The sequence below is a fragment of the Achromobacter deleyi genome (assembly GCF_013116765.2).
Classification (GTDB): domain Bacteria; phylum Pseudomonadota; class Gammaproteobacteria; order Burkholderiales; family Burkholderiaceae_B; genus Achromobacter; species Achromobacter deleyi_A.
In genome coordinates this window covers 958658-975630 of sequence record NZ_CP074375.1, presented here as the reverse complement: position 1 = coordinate 975630, position 16973 = coordinate 958658, and the positions used below count along the sequence as shown (strand labels likewise).

Sequence of the window (16973 nt, the reverse complement as noted above, 5' to 3'; positions counted from 1 at the left end):
ATGGCACAACAACCCATCGTCTACAACGCCGCGAATGACCTCGTGGACCGCCTCGTCGGCCTGACCGCCGACAGCAACACGTTTGCCGTGCGCCACCAACGCGAAAAAGTCGCCGCCGCCACCCAAGGCAGCTACGACGCCCTGTTCGACCCCGCACTGCCCGGCCTGTCGCTCGCCGAACGCCTGCTGGTCGCCCTGTACGCCACCCGCATCAGCCCGTCGCCGCTGCTCGCGTCCCACTACCGCGCCCGCCTGGCGGAAACCGACGCAGCCCCCGCCGACATCGCCGCTGCAGAATCGGGCAAGCCGTCCGACGCCTCCACCCCGCGCCTGGCTGCGGTGTTGGAATTCACGCGCAAGCTGATCGAGAACCCGGTCGAAGGCGACGAAGCCGCACTGAAGACGCTGCCTGCCGCAGGCGTCTCCACCCCTGCGGTGGTCACCCTGTCGCAACTGATCGCCTTCCTGTCGTACCAGACTCGTCTGGTCGCCGGCCTGGTCGCGATGAAAGACCTGGAAGGCCAAGCGCCCCGCGCCGCCGCCGTCCCGCCCGCCCCGTACGAGCCCAACACCGCCGCCACTGCCCCCGGCGACGTCATCAAGGCCCACGGCTTCACCAACGAAGTCCTGGAGTGGAAGGCATGGCTCGACGTCGTCAACGTCGACACCGCCACCCCGGAACAAGTCGCCGTCCTGGAAGAAAGCCACCCCAAGGCCAAGGTCTCGGACTACTACCTGTTCCTGGTCCACCAACCGGAAATCCTGCGTCAGCGCTCCACCGCCTTCAACGCCATCATGTACGCACCGGGCGGCCTGTCGCGCGCGGAACGCGAGCTGGGGTCCACGGTGGTGTCGCGTGTGAACGGTTGCGTGTACTGCGCATCGGTCCATGCGCAACGCTTCGAGCAACTGGCCAAGCGCAACGAAGTGATCGCGCAAGTGTTCGAAGACCCCTACACCGCCGGCACCACGGCGCGTGAACTGGCGATTGGCCGGTTCTCGATCCAGATCACCGAAGCCCAGGCCGACGTCAACGCCAACAGCATCCAGGCATTGAAGGATGCCGGATTGAGCGAAGGCGAAGTGCTGGACCTGCTGCACTCGGATGCGATCTTTGCCTGGGCGAACCGCCTGATGCTGAACCTGGGCGAGCCGGTTTTCGCGACCGTAGGCTAAGACCCGCTTTTGTACCGCCCAGCGGCCGCGTCAGCGTTTTCGTTAAACTGACGCTTTCCGCGCCACTACGCGCCCCGCCCCATGCGGGGCGCTTTGCCTTCCCCCATGTCAGAAAAAACCCACGACATCCGCCCCGGCCAGTCCGTCGAACTGCTGAAAGCCCTGCATATTCTTACCCGCGACGGGAAGATGAATCAGGACAGCCGCAGGAAACTGAAGCAGGTCTATCACCTGTTTCAGTTCATCGAGCCGCTGCTCAAGGACGTCCAGGAACAACGTGGCGCCGTTACCCTGGCCGACCACGGTGCGGGGAAGTCGTATCTGGGGTTCATTCTGTATGACCTGTTCTTCAAGGAACAGCCCGAGGCGCTGAAGAACGGCTCCCACATTTACGGCATCGAAACCCGCGAAGAACTGGTGAAGTCGTCAGAGGAGCTGGCGAAGCGGCTGGGCTTTGGCGGCATGTCCTTCCTGAACCTGTCGGTGGCCGAGTCCATTACCTCGGACAAACTGCCCGCGACCATCGACGTGGTCACCGCGCTCCACGCCTGCAACACCGCCACCGACGACGCCCTCCACTTCGCCCTCGAAAAGAAGGCCAAGTACATCGTCGTCGTCCCCTGCTGCCAGGCCGAAGTCGCTTCCGTGCTCAGGAAGAACAAAGCCAAGGCGCTCGCCGATCCCCTGGCGGAAATCTGGCGCCATCCGCTGCACACACGTGAATTCGGCAGCCAGATCACCAACGTGCTGCGATGCCTGCAACTGGAAGCGCACGGCTACCAGGTCAGCGTGACCGAGCTGGTCGGGTGGGAGCACTCGATGAAGAACGAGCTGATCATCGCGCAGTACAAGAACCTGCCAAGGAAAAAGCCCGCCGAACGGCTCACCGAGATGCTGGAGCGGATTGGATTGCAGGAGTTGAAGGACCGGTTTGTCTTGCCGCAGGATGCAGCGGCCGAGGCCAAATAACCCGCAATCCGTCTGAAACACGCTTTCCCCGCGAAAGCGCGCCAAATCTGGCCACTGATGGACAACCATCCCGTCTCTCAAAACCGCTGGGCCGCCCAGGATGATCCCGAGTAAGGCTGTGTTCGGTTTGCGGATCTGAAGATGGAGCGGGCTTTCGTTGAACTTGCAGCGAAAGAAAAGCCAAACTCACTAGCTAAAGCGGATGCGGCGAACTGGCATTATCCTGATTCCCGCTTGCCGCGATGATGCGTCAGTCCGGAAACTACGCAGGCCGCCTCTCGCCCACGGCGGACGGTCAAGGCTTATGGCGTTGCCCAAAGTTGGGTCCGCTTATTCGACAGTTTCGCAATTGGCAGGTCTCTGGTTGAGCCCTCACGAGCGTGAAAGACTCGGCCCATGGATCAATTGCCAGAGCTACGGCGCAACCGGTCGGACGAGGCTTTGTTCAAGCGCTTTGCTTCGGCTTCCGCATAATCTTCCTCGCCCGCCTCGTACTTCCCGTCATACATGCAGCTGCTGCGGTTCCATCCGCACTCGCCGCCCAATGAACACCCCGAAGTCAGCGCAACAAGAAAAAACACGACACCACAACGGCCTATCGTTTGAATCGACATATCGCTCCCTGGTAACCGCCCTATTGTAGGTAACGGAGTCGATCGCTGAGGAGAGATGACCTGCTCCACGTCCGCCCCGCGATGTATCAGATTATCTCTATTTGTAGTCTAATGCCCTCTCCATACAAGCTGACGACCTACCGGCGGACCATCAACATGCGGCTGTTTCATCCATTTGTTTTGTCCCTTGTGATTCTGGTGAGCGGTTGTGCTCCGGCACTGAAGACATCCACGCCCCCTCTGGTGCCGCAGGGAACACACTCGAAAGTCGCTGTCTCCCCCAATATGCCCGATAAGAAGTATCTGCCCATGCAGGCAGGCATCGTAGAAGGCAGCCATTACATCTTCATGCAGACCGGCGGCGGGAGCATTTTTCTGGGGCCTATTTTTGGCAGCATGAATATCTCGCGCCTCTCGCGTGAAATGGCGCATCAGTACAAAGACTCGATCATCCAGATCGATCCTTTGCCGATGGCGACCAGCGCATTGGAAGCAGCCGGCATCAAATCGTCCGGAGACACCGCGGCATTCGATCTCAAGAGCTTTGTGTTCGCCCAGCACGGCGACGACCAGAAATTCAGGCTCGCCCTTGTCTTCCATATCGACAACGCAGAAACCCAATGGGTTGGGCGCTATACCTATCATCTTCCGACGATGTACGCCGATGCGGAATTGGGCAAGCTGTCCGAAGCACAAATCGCGCAATACAAGGCCGAGCTTGCCAACGGCGCCCTCGTGCTTGCCGACCTGGTGAAACGGGATTTGAATGGCGAACTTCCTGCCACCGGCAAGCGAGTCAACTTTGGCAGCCTGAATCTGATTGCAAACAAAATGGGCGGACTGGGGATCTATACGATGCCGGAAGAGCTTTTCTTTCGCGATTCCCAACTGCTTGAGGAAACAGATGAATACGTAACGGTGCGGGTTCCTGGTTGGATGGACTCAAACGCGCTGGGCGGGGCCATTGCCTATGGCGTGCAACGGATGGCGAAAAGCCAGGTTCATACCATGAAGGCGTATTGATTCTGCTCTGAAAACGGATGTGGCAAAGGTGCATATCTCATGAACATCCGAATACGGCAGCGGGCGGCAGCACCGCGAAGCGACGACTCACCAAAGCGGCAGAGCGAGCCATTCCTGGCAATCGCTAGAATTCGCGGATTACCACACCATGCTTAGAACGGAAATTCAGGCGACCTTGGATGCCTATTACGCAAAGGCGCTGGCTGCCGGTAGATCCAAAGAGACTCTGGCGCTTCCAGTCAAATGGAGCCGAGTGTTTCCGAACATTCCATCCCGCCACCAGGGATTGGCATGCGCCGAAGCCAATCAAGGAGTACTACCAGGCGATCATCGACAAGGCCTCAGAGATGTTTGCCGCGCGCCTCCCGGTGCCGCTAACCAAGACACAGGGTGGCGTAACACCCCCTAAGAAGCCCGGAAATCAGGTGCCAGACTACAAATTTCTGCGCGATTTCTATCATCAACTTCGACCAAAAACGCCAAACATGCTCTGTGGATTGGCACGGTTGATACTCGCCGGCCCATACCATGCTCAAGGACATCCATTTCAGATTCAATGGCTTTCATGGCAGCAAGGGCCGCTGCCAAATTCGGTTTGCGCGGCTAAGCAAGGATATGCCGCTCGTGATCGTATGCAGCCAGTACAGGAACTACTATGGAACATCTGTCACCAATGCTCTTGAAATAATAGCCGAAGCACTTTTTGACGAAATAGCGCGCAATAATATTGACGGAGTGAACTTCGAAAATTCACTACCAATTATTAAAGAATGGCATTTCGATGCAAATTGGTTCGATAAATTTCTTGCAACAGTTTATCCCACGAAATATGGAAATAGATTTTCAACGTGGCGGCTCGACATGGGTGATATTTTCTCCAGAATTATATGGATAGAAAACTACCCAATAGACATAAAAACCTTCTCTTTTGACAAGCATGTCAGCGTAGTGACACTCGATACGTCGGGCAGCCCTACCTGGCATGGGCGCCCAACGGATAAATGGCTTGTAGAGCAAACTGGATTTTCCATAGAGGAGCTACTGCCTCCGGATGAAAATCTTGACCTGGATAATATTGAAACAAGAATAGAATCTTACCCAAGCTCGGTAGAAGAATTGCAAAGTTTTCCAGGTTATCATCAAGTTAGATGGACAAAGGAGCTGCTTGACTTTCTTCCTGGATTACTGTCTTCAGCAAGAGCATATCGCGGACGGGCGGAAAATTCTGACCTGGAAGAGCTTTCAATCCATGACGAAATTGAAAAGTTTCTAGCAGTCAAACTTCCGGCCAGAGAACTTTTTGAACGTGAATTCAAATTTTCAAAAAAACTAGGAATTCATACGAGCGGAAGGGAAAAGTCCGTTGACTTTGCGCTATTTTCTCCGACCGGGGACGCCATTGACTCATTCCTGGAAGTAAAACGCACATCCTCAGCGACGCCAGACCTCCAGGCTGAAGTAAGAAAGGATATAGCACGGCTACTTTTGTTATCTAAGAAATTTCAATGCAGTTGCTATCTTCTGGTCTGCGGGGATGCGACAGCTATCGAATCTCAGCTATCGAAGATGGCCTATCTTTCGCTCGCAGACGAAGACAAGGCGAGAGATAGACGGCATGCCATCTCCTCCAAAGATTTCGGCCAGGAATACGGTGCCCTGCTGGACAAATTCCAGGTGGAACTTGGCATTAGCAAACTCCAAGGCAAGACTACGAGCGGTTCTAACCTTTCAGCTCTATGGCAAATCGGGGCAAGTGAAGCAGATTTTCAAGTTCATAAACCATATACATTCACTCTCGGGGATATTAAACGCGGCTAACTCAGTAGCCCGCTTGGAGCGGCGCGGAAAACAACGCAGGCCAGATATTTAATATGAAGCGGCGGATATACCCCCTTGCGGGCACAGCGCTATCATCGCCGGCGACCACCATGATGAAGCGGTGATCGCACCGGTGGATCCCGACGGCCGGCAAAAAGAGTGCCGCAATACAATCTCGCCACCAAGGTTGGAAGAAGCGGCAGTCTGGTGAGATATATATCCATCGGCGTGCCCAGAACCTTCCGGCCCACAATCGTCAGAATTGGATCTACGGAGTGAGTTAATGAAAGGACGCAAGACTATCGGCGCTATTCTCTTGCTGGCAGGCTCGTCGGCGTTTGCGACTGACTGGGTGGAGTTGGGCAGCACGGAGCGGATGACTATCTCCATCGGCGTCGATCAAGCAACTCGCTCAGGAGACACAGTCGTGGCTTTTTTTCGAACCGATTATTCCCCTGCCATGACCAGTTCAGATTCCCCTCCGTACGACCGCAGTCAGATTGAGATCCGTGTCAATTGTGCAGACCTGAGCATGCGCGCTGTAGAGACGACCTATTTCATGAACGAACGCGCCATTGGATCGAAGCCACTGACGAAATCCGATGAACATTTCGTATTGCGGAGTGTTGGATATCGTATTGAGCGGCTTGCCTGCTGAGCTAGTGCCACCGAGAAACCTGCTCGCTCCTAAGGCGATGGCCCTGAAAGTGCAATGATCCAAGCAACTCGCGCTCTTGTTTTTCTGCTGAATGTCTTCTTTTATGTAATGCAAACCGCCGCTATCGCGGCGGGCCTGCAAGTATGGCCTGGTTGGGACCATGTGTGGACAATCGCGGCTGCAGTCGCCGTGATCTGGATGATTCCCGTACCGCTCGTCGCGGGCATCTCCGGCATTGTCGGCGCCCACTATGGCTGGCAATGGAGTTGGCTTGCCTCCATTGCCCTGTTCGCCGGCATAAAACTGTTGGTGAGCGCAATCCAGGCAACCCTGTTGGGCGAAACCAAACCGGTCATCCCGAGATACGCTGATTGGCGTATGTGGAGGTCCGCGCCGGAGTCCGCACAGACTGATCCCGCCACATCGTCCGGGCCGCAGGATCACAGAATTCGCTTCAAATGCGGCGTACTCTACCTTGCCCTTGCCATTGGCGGCTACCTCCTGATCACAGGAGTAATTCGTTTTGCGGCGCCTGCCTCTGGTGCGTCGTCAGCCATACCCGCCACGATAGATACAAAGCTCAAGTCCGGCCTGGAAAGATTCAGGGCGCGCTTGCATTCGACGCCGGAGTTCACCGCCCTGCTTAGCACGATGACGCCCCAGGAAGCGACGATCAAGAGCGTTGAACTGGGTAACCGCGGACTCTTGAAGCTCCCGGTTGCGGACCTGGAACACAGGGCCAACATCCGTCTACGCATGCTGAATGCGGCTGATCCGGCCACGTGCGCCAGGTTTGTGCATCTCAAAGCGGAGGATTCTCAACGCATTGCCGCGGACACTTACGCATTCCTTGCGCAACAGTCCCAGGAAGTAATCGATGATTGGCTGGACCTGGTGTACCGGGCCACAGTGGCAAGCCTGCGCCAACACCCTGATCATCGCCCGTCGGAACAGGAAATCGATGCTTCCATGCGACGCGTGCTTGCAACCCTGCCAGAGACACAACAGCAGGCGATACGCCTCACGCTTCAAAAGCCGGTGGCGGCAACCGACGAGCAATTGTGCGCGGGTTTGAAGGCGCTGACCTCGGCCTCGCTGGAAGCGCCAGAGCCCGATCGCGCCGTTCTGGTTCGTGCGCTGAGCATGCGGTAAGCGGGGCTCACATCCGCCTTGCAAAAGTGGTGTCGGACCAATCTGACCCAAGTTTGCCAACCCCCTGCAAAGGTAGACAATACTCAGGTGACATATCCGGCAAACGCGGGCCAGTTCAGCCTGACCCTTTGACCCTGGCATCTGCCAGTCGAACGGACGGAGTGACATCATGCGCACTTTCGTACAGCAACCGAGGGCGGCTCATCAGGCTTCGTCTGCCAGGGCTCCCGGGCGTGGCGCGATCGAGAATCAAGCCCGGCGGCGATTGCCTGCAGTCCATGCATGGAATGGGATGGAAACAACGGCAGCCCCCCCACCAGCCCCCATCGCTCCCGCTTTCAGCCGGATTCCCCTGCACCCGCCCCCTGCCCTCCCCATGCAGACCAAACTGGCCATCAACCAGCCGGGCGACGAATACGAGCAGGAGGCAGACCGCGTCTCGGAGCAGGTGTTGCGGATGCCTGAGCCTCGACTCGAGCGTCAGACGGGCAAGCCGGAGCCAGGACATGAACGCCTGGAAATGCACCAGGCTGTGCCAAGCAGCGCCGGCTCTACGGATGCGTCGCCCGTTGTGCATGAAGTACTGCGCTCCCCCGGCCATCCGCTGGACGCAAGAACCCGATCATTCATGGAGCCATGTTTCGCCAGGGACTTCGGCAACGTCCGCGTGCACTCCGATGCGCGGGCCGTCCAGTCCGCGCAGGCCGTTCAAGCACGCGCGTACACGGTCGGCCATCACGTCGTCCTCGGCGCTGGCGAGTACGCGCCGGGCACGGCGGCCGGTCGTGCGCTGCTGGCTCATGAGCTGGCGCACGTGGTCCAGCAATCATCCATAGCGGCCGGCGCAGGAAGCGCACAAGGCACGCTATTGCTGCAACGCCAGCCGGGCGGCCCCACCTACGGCAACCTGCCCAGGGACCTGCCGGCGCCAGGCACCTCCGGCGACGTCGTCCGCCTGAGAAATGTCGGCGGGTCGTGGAAAGAGGTCGGCCCCAGGTACACCAGGACTGCGCGCGGCAACTATGACTTCGTGGTCAAGGACGGCGAGATCTTCGCCGTCAAGGCCAAGAACACGATGGGTGCGATCGGCCACACCGAGGCGGCGCGCGGCGGGCGCGTCAACTGGGCGGGACAGGTCGAATTCGAGGGCGGCAAGGTGAAGGCCTGGAACGACGGCTCGGGACACTACCGGTCCTTGTCGAGCATGCGCCAGCCCGCCGTGCAGGCCGGGCTTCCCGATGAGAAGTTCATCCAGCATCCCGAGACCGCGCCGCGGCCGCGTCCGAAAGGCTCCTTGCCGCAGCTCCCGGTCGAACAGCCGGCGACCAAGCCGCGCGTACCTGGCGAGCAGCCGAAGGTCGGGTCCGGGCCGCCCCGGATGGCGGAATTCGAGCAGCGTTATGGCAAGCCGCCGGCGGCGGCGCCCGCCACCACCAGCGCGGCGCTGGCCGAGGAAGCGGGCTCGCTCCTGAAGGTCCACGGACGCGCCGCCAGCGCGCTCGGCAAGATCGGGTCGGCGGCGGGCTGGGTCGCCGACTTCCTGATGCCGGGTCCCCAGGACGCGCTGATGCTGATGGTCCAGTTCGCCATGACCTACGCCGAGGCGCAGGAGGCCGCGCGCGCCGACGGCATGCGCTCGGGCTTCGGGCAAGGCCTGTGCGCAGGGCTGCTGCGGCTGAGCCGGCGATGGGTGCGCGATAACCTCGCGCCGAAGGTGATCAGCCGCAGCGTCGCCAGCCAGGTGGCGGCCACGACCGGCTATCGCGAGAAGGGCTTCGTCCAGGGCCTGGTGGCGGGGATCTCCTTTGCCGAACGGCTGTCCGCCGAACAACGCCGGGCCTTGCTGAACGAGGCCGTGCGTGCGATGCGGGCCAAGGGCGATGAGGCCAAGCTGCGCGAGCGCTGGGAGCGCGGCTACACGGCCTACGACATCATCGACTTGTCCGTCGCCCTGGCGCCGCGCGTCAACGAGATCCTGGAAGAGGCGCGCAAGAACGAGGAGTTGCGCCAGGCGGCGGAGGAGTGGGAGAAATTCAAGAAGTACGGGCCGCTGATGCCGCTTGCGCCGCTGTTCGAGTGATCCGGGCGGTGGCGGTCTTGGGATGTGCCCAGAGCGGGCCATTGGCTAGAATGCCGAGTCTGCTGGCCCGATTTCTTCAACGGCAGGCAGACGCCAGGTCCGCCTGCTTCGGCCCTGGCGCGCCGCTGCGGCCTAAGTGAGCCGCAGCTCCCCCAACGCATCGACCCGTACCCGCCCAGCCTTGATGAAGAACCTGTTTTCCACTCCTGGCCATCAGGCCCTGCTGGCGCTGCAGCGCCGGATTCACGCGTTCACTGTTGATGCCGCAGCCGAGTCGGGAACAGATATTGAAAAGCCGGATGCGCCTCTCTGGACCAGCGCCTGTCAGTACCTGGCGATCGCACCCTTGCACGGCGGCGTGCATGTGGAGTTCTTTGGCGATACCTGGGATGAGCCGTTCCAATGGATGTTGGCGTGCCTGGCGCAACAGGATGTGGCCGACATCCTGGTGTCCCTGGCGTTTACCGGCCCCGACGAAGGCGCAAACGGCACGCGCGAGTGGGAATTCACGCCCCTGTTGGATAGCGCCGTACATTTCCCGCGCTTGCGATTTCTGTCGATCCGCCCCACTGCTCCCGAAGACCACAACATATCGATGGTTATTCGGGCCGGCAGCATCATGGAGGAAGGGGGCGAAATCGCGCGCTTCGCGACCAAGGCACCCCACCTTGCCGAGCTGATCGTGCCGAACGCGCCCGACGCGACTTTCTTCCAGGCCTCGCTTCCCCACCTGAGCATTCTGCGTATCGCCGGCTGCACCGACACCCAGCGGTTTGTCGACAACCTGGCGGACTCGCGCAACATGCCCGCCCTGGGCCTGCTGGACTTCACTGAATCCACCGAGTTGCAATTCGCCTGGGCGCCCTCTCGTACCGACGGTGCGGTGACGACATTTGCCTCTTATGAAAAGCTGTTTGTCAGCCCCGCATTCGACAGCGTGCACACGCTGCGCTTGCGCAACACCTGCCTTAGCCAGCAAGAATTACAGGCGCTAGGCGCGTTGCGGCCGTCGCTGCAATTCATGGTGATACAAGCCACGCAAGGAGGCTACGTGAACCATTTCGCCAAGAACGTTTTCCCATGGAAGCACCTGGTTCAGGCGGATCCCGGCCAGGCGTGAGTGAGCACGCCAAATCCCCCTCACCCAATCGGCACAAGATCTTCACCATGCCTCGCCAGACAGACCCATTCGCCCCGCCCAGGAAGCAGCGAGCCGCCCGCCTGAACTCGCTCCTGTGGATCCTCGAACCCCTGGAGCGCGACGCCAGCTACACTCACCGGAAAATGTTCGGCGCCGATGCCGCGTACCTGGATGGCTTGCTGTATTTGATCGTCGCCGACCGTGACGATCCCTGGAACGGTGTCATGGTGTGCACCTCTCAAGACCGCCACGCGGCGCTGCTTGCCGACATGCCAAATCTGCTGCCTCATCCGGTGCTGGGAAAATGGCTGTACTTGCCGCAAGCCGACGAGGCGTTCGAGGCCACCGCGGCAACGCTCGCGGAGCTTGCCCTGGCGCGGGACCCGCGCTTGGGGGTGGCGCCCAGACCGAAGCTGCGGCGCCGCAAGTCCTGGCGGACCGAGGAATAGGCGATTCGTTCGAGGCCAAACCCAGGCTTGCTGCAGGGCGCGCGGCGCCGGCGGCCGGCCCGATCACTTACCCGGTGAAAAGATCAGCTTGACCGGAACGTTTTGCTTGAAGGATGCCGATCGGGGCCCGAACTTCGGATCGAACCCCGGGTGCCACGCCCTGAGTTCGGTATCGGAGATCCATTCGAGCTGCAGTTGATCGTCGGGCGCATACGAGCCAAATTGCGCCAGGGCGTGTACAGCCGATTGGCAGGCTTCCGATGTGCCGGATTCCAGAATGGAGACCTGCGTCTGCTCCGTCCATGTCATGGCCCCCGCCTGCGGGCATTTGCGAACCTCGACATGATATTTCCCGTCTGGCGAAGGCAGATCGGCAATGATCTTATCTGGACCGCATGCCGCCAACAGGACACACGACAGCAGCAAAAGCGGAATGCATTTTTTCATCAAAGAGCCTTGTTCGCGTTCACAGATGCCGATGGCTGCACACCCCCCGCTGCCCGGGGAGTGGCCGCCCAAACCAAGCTCACGGCGCGGTACATTCCGGCGTACTACAGATGGCATTCCGTGCTTGGCGACTACTTCGCCAGGCGCACCACCAGCTTCCCAAAGTTTCTTCCTTCGAGCAGCCCGATAAACGCCTCCGGCGCCCGCTCCAGCCCTTCAACCACGTCTTCGCGCCACAGCAGCTTGCCTTCGTTGATCCAGCCCGCGGCCTCGCGCTGGAATTCGTCGTGCCGCGCCGCCGTGAAGTTGTACACGAGAAATCCGCGCAGGGTGATGCTTCTGGCCAGAATTTCACGCATGGTCCTGGGCAGCCGATCCGGCCCATTCCCGCCCTCGGGGCCATCGTTGTAGTTGGCGATCAGCCCACATACCGGCACGCGGGCAAAGTCGTTCAACAGCGGCAGCACCGCATCCCACACGTGGCCGCTGACGTTTTCGAAATAGACATCGATGCCATCGGGGCAGGCCTCTGCCAGCTTTTGCGCAAAATCCGGCGCCTGGTGATCCACGACGGCATCAAAGCCCAGTTCGTTTTTCACGAAGGCGCACTTTTCCGGGCCTCCGGCTATGCCCACGGCGCGCGCGCCTTTGATGCGGGCGATCTGGCCCACCACCGAGCCGACCGCTCCGCTGGCGGCCGCGACAACGACGGTTTCCCCGGGCTTGGGTTGGCCGATTTCGAGCAGGCCGCCATATGCCGTGAAGCCCGGCATGCCCAGCACCCCAAGCGCGGTGGACGGCGGCGCGATGGCGGGGTCTAGCCGACGCAGATTGCTGCCGTCGGAGAGCGCGTACTGCTGCCAGCCGGATTCGGCCAGGACGATATCGCCTTCGCGCCAGTCGGGATGGCGAGAGGTTTTCACCCGCGCGACGGTGCCACCCACGATCACCTCGCCGATGCCGATGGGTGGCGCGTAGGACTTGGCGTCGCTGATGCGCCAGCGCATGTAGGGGTCCAGCGACAGGTACTGGGTTTCCAACAACAGTTGGCCGTCGCCGGGCTGCGGGATGGGCGCATGCTCGAAACGAAAGTCGCTGGTTTTGGGGCGGCCTATGGGGCGGGATGCCAGGACGACGCGCAGGTTTTGGGTTTCAGACATGGGGAGTATCTCCGTGGGTTGAGTCAGCCAATAAGCGACAACCCGATGCTAGGCATCCCAAAGAGATAAAGGTAGACTGATATCCCATAATCCAGACTTAACAGATTGATAATGTCAGGCGATTTCGACCCCGCCCTGTTGCGCACCTTTGTTGCCGTTTGCCGCCATGGCAGCCTGAGCCGCGCGGCGGATCAGGCGGGGCGCGCGCAGTCGGCGCTCAGCACGCAGATCCGGCGGCTGGAAGAGATGGTGGGCAAGCGGCTGCTGCACCGTACGGGCCGGGGAATGACGCCCACGACCGAAGGCGAGTTGCTGCTGAGCTATGCCAACCGCATCCTGGCGCTGGGCGAGACGGCCGCGGCGCGGCTACGCGAACGCGCCGTCGCGGGCAGCGTGCGCATCGGCCTGTCCGAGGATGTGGCCGTGGCGGCGCTGCCAGCCGCGCTAGGACGGTTAAGGCGCTCCTGTCCTCAACTGCATCTGGAAGTCGTGGTCGACGATGGCGAGCGGCTCGCCGCGCGCTGGCAGGAAGGCACGCTGGACGTGGCGGTGGGAGTCTGCGCCGCCTTCGTGGATGAGCCCGTGGAGACGTGGGCGGTGGACCTGCACTGGGTGTGCGGCATAGACGACATGCCCGACCCGGACCAGCCGCTGGACGTAATCGTGTATGCAGAGCCCTGCTCGTGGCGCCGGCTGGTGTTCGACGCGCTGACCGCGGCGGGGCGGGACTTCCGGGTCTCGCTGACCAGCCACAACGTGGGCGCCACCATCGCCGCCGTCGAGAACGGCCTGGGCGTTGCGGTGCTGACGACCGAGTGCTTGCGGCCCGACACCATGCGCGTCATTTCCATCGGGTCCGATGGCGCGCCGGGGCTTAGCGCGCAGTTCGGCATGTACGCGTCGAAGCGGCTGAACGAGAGCGGCCAGGCCGCCGTGTCGCTATTGCGCGAAAGCCTGCAGGGATGGACCACGCCCGGTTCAACGTCGTCGCAGCGGTACTAATGCCATTGAAATACCGCCACATTTGTTACCCCCCTCGCCCGATTCCCGGTGCCAAACTATCCCTAGGCCATCGACTGGTGACGTTCCGCGCGTGAGTACGCGGTGCCCCCAGGCGGTGAGGAAATCGACGCAAACCAGGAGGTTTCAAAGCCATGACCACGCCAACCGGATCCCCAGGCAATGGCGCCCGCCCCGCCATGCAAACGCCCCCGGTGGTCTCCCCTGAAGACTGGGAGGCCGCCCGCCTACAGTTGCTGATAAAGGAAAAAGCCCAGACGCGCGCCCGCGACGCCTTGGCCGCGGAGCGCCGCCGCATGCCCTGGACGGCCATCGACAAGCCGTACGTGTTTGAAGGCCCCAGCGGCAGAGTCACCCTCCCCGAGCTGTTCGAGGGCCGTCGCCAGCTCATCGTCTACCGCGCGTTCTTCGAGCCCGGCGTCTATGGCTGGCCCGAGCACGCATGCCGCGGCTGCTCCATGGTGGCCGACCAGGTTGCGCACCTGGCCCACCTGAACGCCCGCGACACCACGCTGGTCTTTGTCTCCCGCGCCCCGCAAGACGATATCGCGCGGCTGAAGGCCCGGATGGGTTGGACGATGCCGTGGTTCACCCTTACCGACCGTTTCGATGCCGACTTCGGCGTGGACGAGTGGCATGGGACCAATGTGTTCTTTCGCGATGGGAATCGCGTGTTCCGCACGTACTTCCTGAACAATCGCGGCGACGAGCAGATGGGCGGCACGTGGAATTATCTGGACATCACGCCGATGGGCCGGCAGGAGGCCTGGGAGAATTCGCCCGAGGGCTATCCCCAGACCCCGACCTACAAGTGGTGGAACTGGCACGACAGCTACGTGCCGGATGCGCCCCCAGACCAGAAGTGGGTGGAGATTTCCGACGCTGGCGAGAAGGCGTTCAGGGAACACTGCGACGCGACCAAGCGCTGAGGCTCCCGGCCTGCCCGCTCTTGTCAGCCGGACGATTGGGCCGGAAAGACGCTGTGCCAGGCCCGAGTCAGGGCCGCGGCGTCGGCTGCGGATACGTACTGCGGCGCCGCCAGCGCCATCGCGGCAAACAGGAAGGCGTCGCAGGCGTTTTGCCAGAGGGGCGCCAGCACTTGCTCCGTTTGGCCATCCTCTTCCACCAATCTGAAGGCGGCGTCCCCGTCGAGGTCCAGTGCGCGCTGCCGTAACCGGGCGTGGATAAGGAGAAATCCGGAATGAATGGGAGAACGCGCTTTGTCGCTGGGACGGGAGGCGGCAAGCGTGCCCCGCCACTCTTCCTCTTGCGTGGATCGCGGCTCCACGCCTGACTGCGACCACTGCATCCAGGCCCGGCTGTATGCAGCCCATGCATCCGGATCCAGATTCCTGTCCAACGCTTCGGCTTGTGCCCGCGACAGCTGGCCGATTTGCGCAAGAATATCGAGCACCGCAGCGCCGTTCGCGCCAAACAGGGCCGACAGCGGCAAGGCCTCCAGCAGTTCGATGGCCGCCGCCCGCCAGTAGCCCGGCTGCGCAACCAGGCCGGACATATCGCCCAGCTCCAGCACCTGCACGCGCCAGAGCTGTCCGGGCCACCGGCTGCCGATGACGATGGTGGCGAGAGACCGGTCCACCACTATCCAGGGCGGCACGGCCCGAGCAAGCTTCACCCGATTATCGGCGCGTTCCAGTGCGATGGAAGCATCGGCGTGATCGAACCAATAGCCTTCCAGGCTGGACGCGGAACTAGGAAGCATCGCCATGCGCCTGCCATCCTGCGGTACTTCCGTTCGAAGGCGACGGCGATATCGCCGTCGCCACTGACTTGATTGACCAATCGGCCCAGTCCCGGGGATCGATGCGCACCTGGCCGGAGGCCACCGCCAGTTGGGCGATGGCAACCAGGCCGGCAAGGGCGGCAACCGCCTTGACTGCCCTGCCCGTCGCGCCGCGCCGCAGCACGGAAGCCCCCATGCCGAGCGCAAGGGCGCCCAAGGCGATGCCAAGAATATTGAAGCGCGTGTCGGAGGTGGTCACTCCGTTGACTTGAACCGTGCTCTGCGAGCCCACGAACACGAAAAACGGGATGATCGCGAGGGCCAGGGCAAGGAGTGGTTTACGCATGAAGGTTGTGGTCTCTGAGTTTTCTTAAGTGTCGATGTCGCGGGGATGGTCTGCCGGAGGCCCCGCTGAGCGCGCGGCACAGTTTAGCGTCGATGAGATCGCCGCCCGGCATCCCCGGTCTATGAGCCGCCATTGTGCGTGGAAGACTCCGCCGGAGTGGCTATCGTGGCGCCGCAATGCATGCAGACGCGCGCTTCGCGAAGTATGCGTCCTTCGCATTCGGGGCATTCGATGTGTGTCGCCAGCACCGGACGCTCGGCGTGCGGCGACAGGTCGGCGATGGTCAGCAGGAAGATGGCCGCGAGCGGCGGACTGATCAGGCACGCCAATATGGTCCAGCCTATACCCTTGCGTCCCCGGCCGGACGCCAGCACGCCGACGACCATGGCCAGCGCTATCCAGAGGAAGATGATGATGAGCATGGCGAGATGTTAAACCGATGCATCGCCCGTTTTTTTCTCCTAGCCGATCTGGAACAGCGCCTTGGCGAGACGGGCCGGGGTACTCTGCAGCCACGGAGTCATTTTGATGTGCATCGTTGGCCACCCACCAAAAGGAAACGCATATGCTTGATATCTCTTCGAAATTTCGCAGGACCAGCGTGGCCGCATTGACGCTGGGCATGGCCGGTTTGCTGTTCGCAGGCTGCACGACAACGGGGTCGCAAGCGTCCGCCACTCCGGCCGAGAAGCGGCAGGAACTGGATGCCGCCACCGATGCCACCTTATCCAAGCTCTATGAGTCCGCGCCGCAGTCCAGGCAATTGGTGGAACGGGCCCGCGGCGTGCTGGTGTTTCCGGCCGTGCTGAGCGCCAGCTTCATCGTGGGCGCCCAGCACGGAACCGGCGTCTTGCGGGTCAGCGGCCAGGACACGGGCTACTTCAGCATCACGGGGGGCTCGGTCGGCCTGCAGGCGGGAGCTCAGTCCAAGGCCATGGTGGTTTTGTTCATGACGGATCAGGCCCTAGCCCAGTTCCGCGCCAGCAGCGGCTGGACGATAGGCGCTGACGCAACCGTCGCCGTGGCGAATGTGGGCGTCAATGGCAGCATTGATTCCAACACCGCCCAGCAGCCCATTGTGGGTTTTGTCATGAATAACGGTGGCCTGATGGCCGGCGTGTCCGTGGACGGCAGCAAGATTTCACCGCTGCTGTTGTAGCCTCGGATAGTGCTGGG

Annotated in this window: 17 protein-coding genes; 12 read left to right on the top strand and 5 right to left on the bottom strand. The window is 61.3% G+C overall.

The window, feature by feature from the left end; translation table 11 throughout:
- The 9 genes from HLG70_RS04470 (at position 1) to HLG70_RS04430 (ending at position 11080) form a co-directional block, all read left to right on the top strand.
- Positions 1–1176, top strand: a complete 1176-nt coding sequence (locus HLG70_RS04470; protein ID WP_171663762.1) for a CMD domain protein — start codon at positions 1–3, stop codon at positions 1174–1176.
- 105 nt (positions 1177–1281) lie between these two features.
- The gene (locus HLG70_RS04465) at positions 1282–2145 is read left to right on the top strand and encodes a class I SAM-dependent methyltransferase (protein ID WP_171663763.1); all 864 of its coding nucleotides are present in this window, start codon (positions 1282–1284) and stop codon (positions 2143–2145) included.
- 770 nt (positions 2146–2915) lie between these two features.
- On the top strand, positions 2916–3782 hold the full coding sequence (locus HLG70_RS04460) for a hypothetical protein (protein WP_171663764.1): 867 nt from the start codon (positions 2916–2918) through the stop codon (positions 3780–3782).
- A 528-nt stretch (positions 3783–4310) separates the two neighbouring features.
- Positions 4311–5600, top strand: a complete 1290-nt coding sequence (locus HLG70_RS04455; protein WP_171663765.1) for a hypothetical protein — start codon at positions 4311–4313, stop codon at positions 5598–5600.
- 283 nt (positions 5601–5883) lie between these two features.
- Positions 5884–6258, top strand: coding sequence for a surface-adhesin E family protein (locus HLG70_RS04450; protein WP_171663766.1), 375 nt, complete (start codon positions 5884–5886; stop codon positions 6256–6258).
- A gap of 54 nt (positions 6259–6312) precedes the next feature.
- Positions 6313–7410, top strand: a complete 1098-nt coding sequence (locus tag HLG70_RS04445) for a hypothetical protein (RefSeq protein WP_171663767.1) — start codon at positions 6313–6315, stop codon at positions 7408–7410.
- Positions 7411–7786: 376 nt separating this feature from the next.
- Positions 7787–9490, top strand: coding sequence for an eCIS core domain-containing protein (locus HLG70_RS04440; protein ID WP_171663768.1), 1704 nt, complete (start codon positions 7787–7789; stop codon positions 9488–9490).
- A 184-nt stretch (positions 9491–9674) separates the two neighbouring features.
- Complete coding sequence (locus HLG70_RS04435; RefSeq protein ID WP_171663769.1) at positions 9675–10610, top strand: hypothetical protein; 936 nt, start codon at positions 9675–9677, stop codon at positions 10608–10610.
- A gap of 47 nt (positions 10611–10657) precedes the next feature.
- On the top strand, positions 10658–11080 hold the full coding sequence (locus HLG70_RS04430; RefSeq protein ID WP_171663770.1) for a hypothetical protein: 423 nt from the start codon (positions 10658–10660) through the stop codon (positions 11078–11080).
- Positions 11081–11143: 63 nt separating this feature from the next.
- Here the strand turns inward: HLG70_RS04430 and HLG70_RS04425 are convergent, their stop codons facing one another.
- Together HLG70_RS04425 and HLG70_RS04420 are read right to left on the bottom strand one after the other, a co-directional pair.
- A complete protein-coding gene (locus tag HLG70_RS04425; RefSeq protein WP_171663771.1) occupies positions 11144–11527 on the bottom strand; it encodes a hypothetical protein in 384 nt (127 codons plus the stop codon).
- A 131-nt stretch (positions 11528–11658) separates the two neighbouring features.
- Positions 11659–12687 (bottom strand): NADP-dependent oxidoreductase, encoded by a 1029-nt coding sequence (locus HLG70_RS04420; protein ID WP_171663772.1) that lies wholly within the window; start codon positions 12685–12687, stop codon positions 11659–11661.
- Positions 12688–12798: 111 nt separating this feature from the next.
- Here HLG70_RS04420 and HLG70_RS04415 point away from each other — a divergent pair, with 111 nt between their 5' ends.
- Both HLG70_RS04415 and HLG70_RS04410 read left to right on the top strand, forming a co-directional pair.
- A complete protein-coding gene (locus tag HLG70_RS04415; protein ID WP_171663773.1) occupies positions 12799–13689 on the top strand; it encodes a LysR family transcriptional regulator in 891 nt (296 codons plus the stop codon).
- 152 nt (positions 13690–13841) lie between these two features.
- On the top strand, positions 13842–14636 hold the full coding sequence (locus HLG70_RS04410) for a DUF899 domain-containing protein (RefSeq protein ID WP_171663774.1): 795 nt from the start codon (positions 13842–13844) through the stop codon (positions 14634–14636).
- A gap of 23 nt (positions 14637–14659) precedes the next feature.
- Here HLG70_RS04410 and HLG70_RS04405 read toward each other — a convergent pair whose 3' ends face one another.
- The 3 genes from HLG70_RS04405 to HLG70_RS04395 form a co-directional block, all read right to left on the bottom strand.
- A complete protein-coding gene (locus HLG70_RS04405; protein WP_234103386.1) occupies positions 14660–15430 on the bottom strand; it encodes a hypothetical protein in 771 nt (256 codons plus the stop codon).
- Positions 15420–15797, bottom strand: a complete 378-nt coding sequence (locus HLG70_RS04400) for a hypothetical protein (protein WP_171663776.1) — start codon at positions 15795–15797, stop codon at positions 15420–15422. The genes HLG70_RS04405 and HLG70_RS04400 overlap by 11 nt, the downstream gene beginning before the upstream one ends.
- A gap of 119 nt (positions 15798–15916) precedes the next feature.
- Positions 15917–16219 carry a hypothetical protein gene (locus tag HLG70_RS04395; RefSeq protein WP_171663777.1) on the bottom strand — a complete coding sequence of 101 codons (303 nt, stop codon included), beginning with the start codon at positions 16217–16219 and terminating at the stop codon, positions 15917–15919.
- A 143-nt stretch (positions 16220–16362) separates the two neighbouring features.
- On the opposite strand from HLG70_RS04395, the gene HLG70_RS04390 reads away from it, so the two are divergent.
- Positions 16363–16956, top strand: coding sequence for a BPSL1445 family SYLF domain-containing lipoprotein (locus tag HLG70_RS04390; RefSeq protein WP_171663778.1), 594 nt, complete (start codon positions 16363–16365; stop codon positions 16954–16956).
- Positions 16957–16973 lie beyond the last annotated feature (17 nt).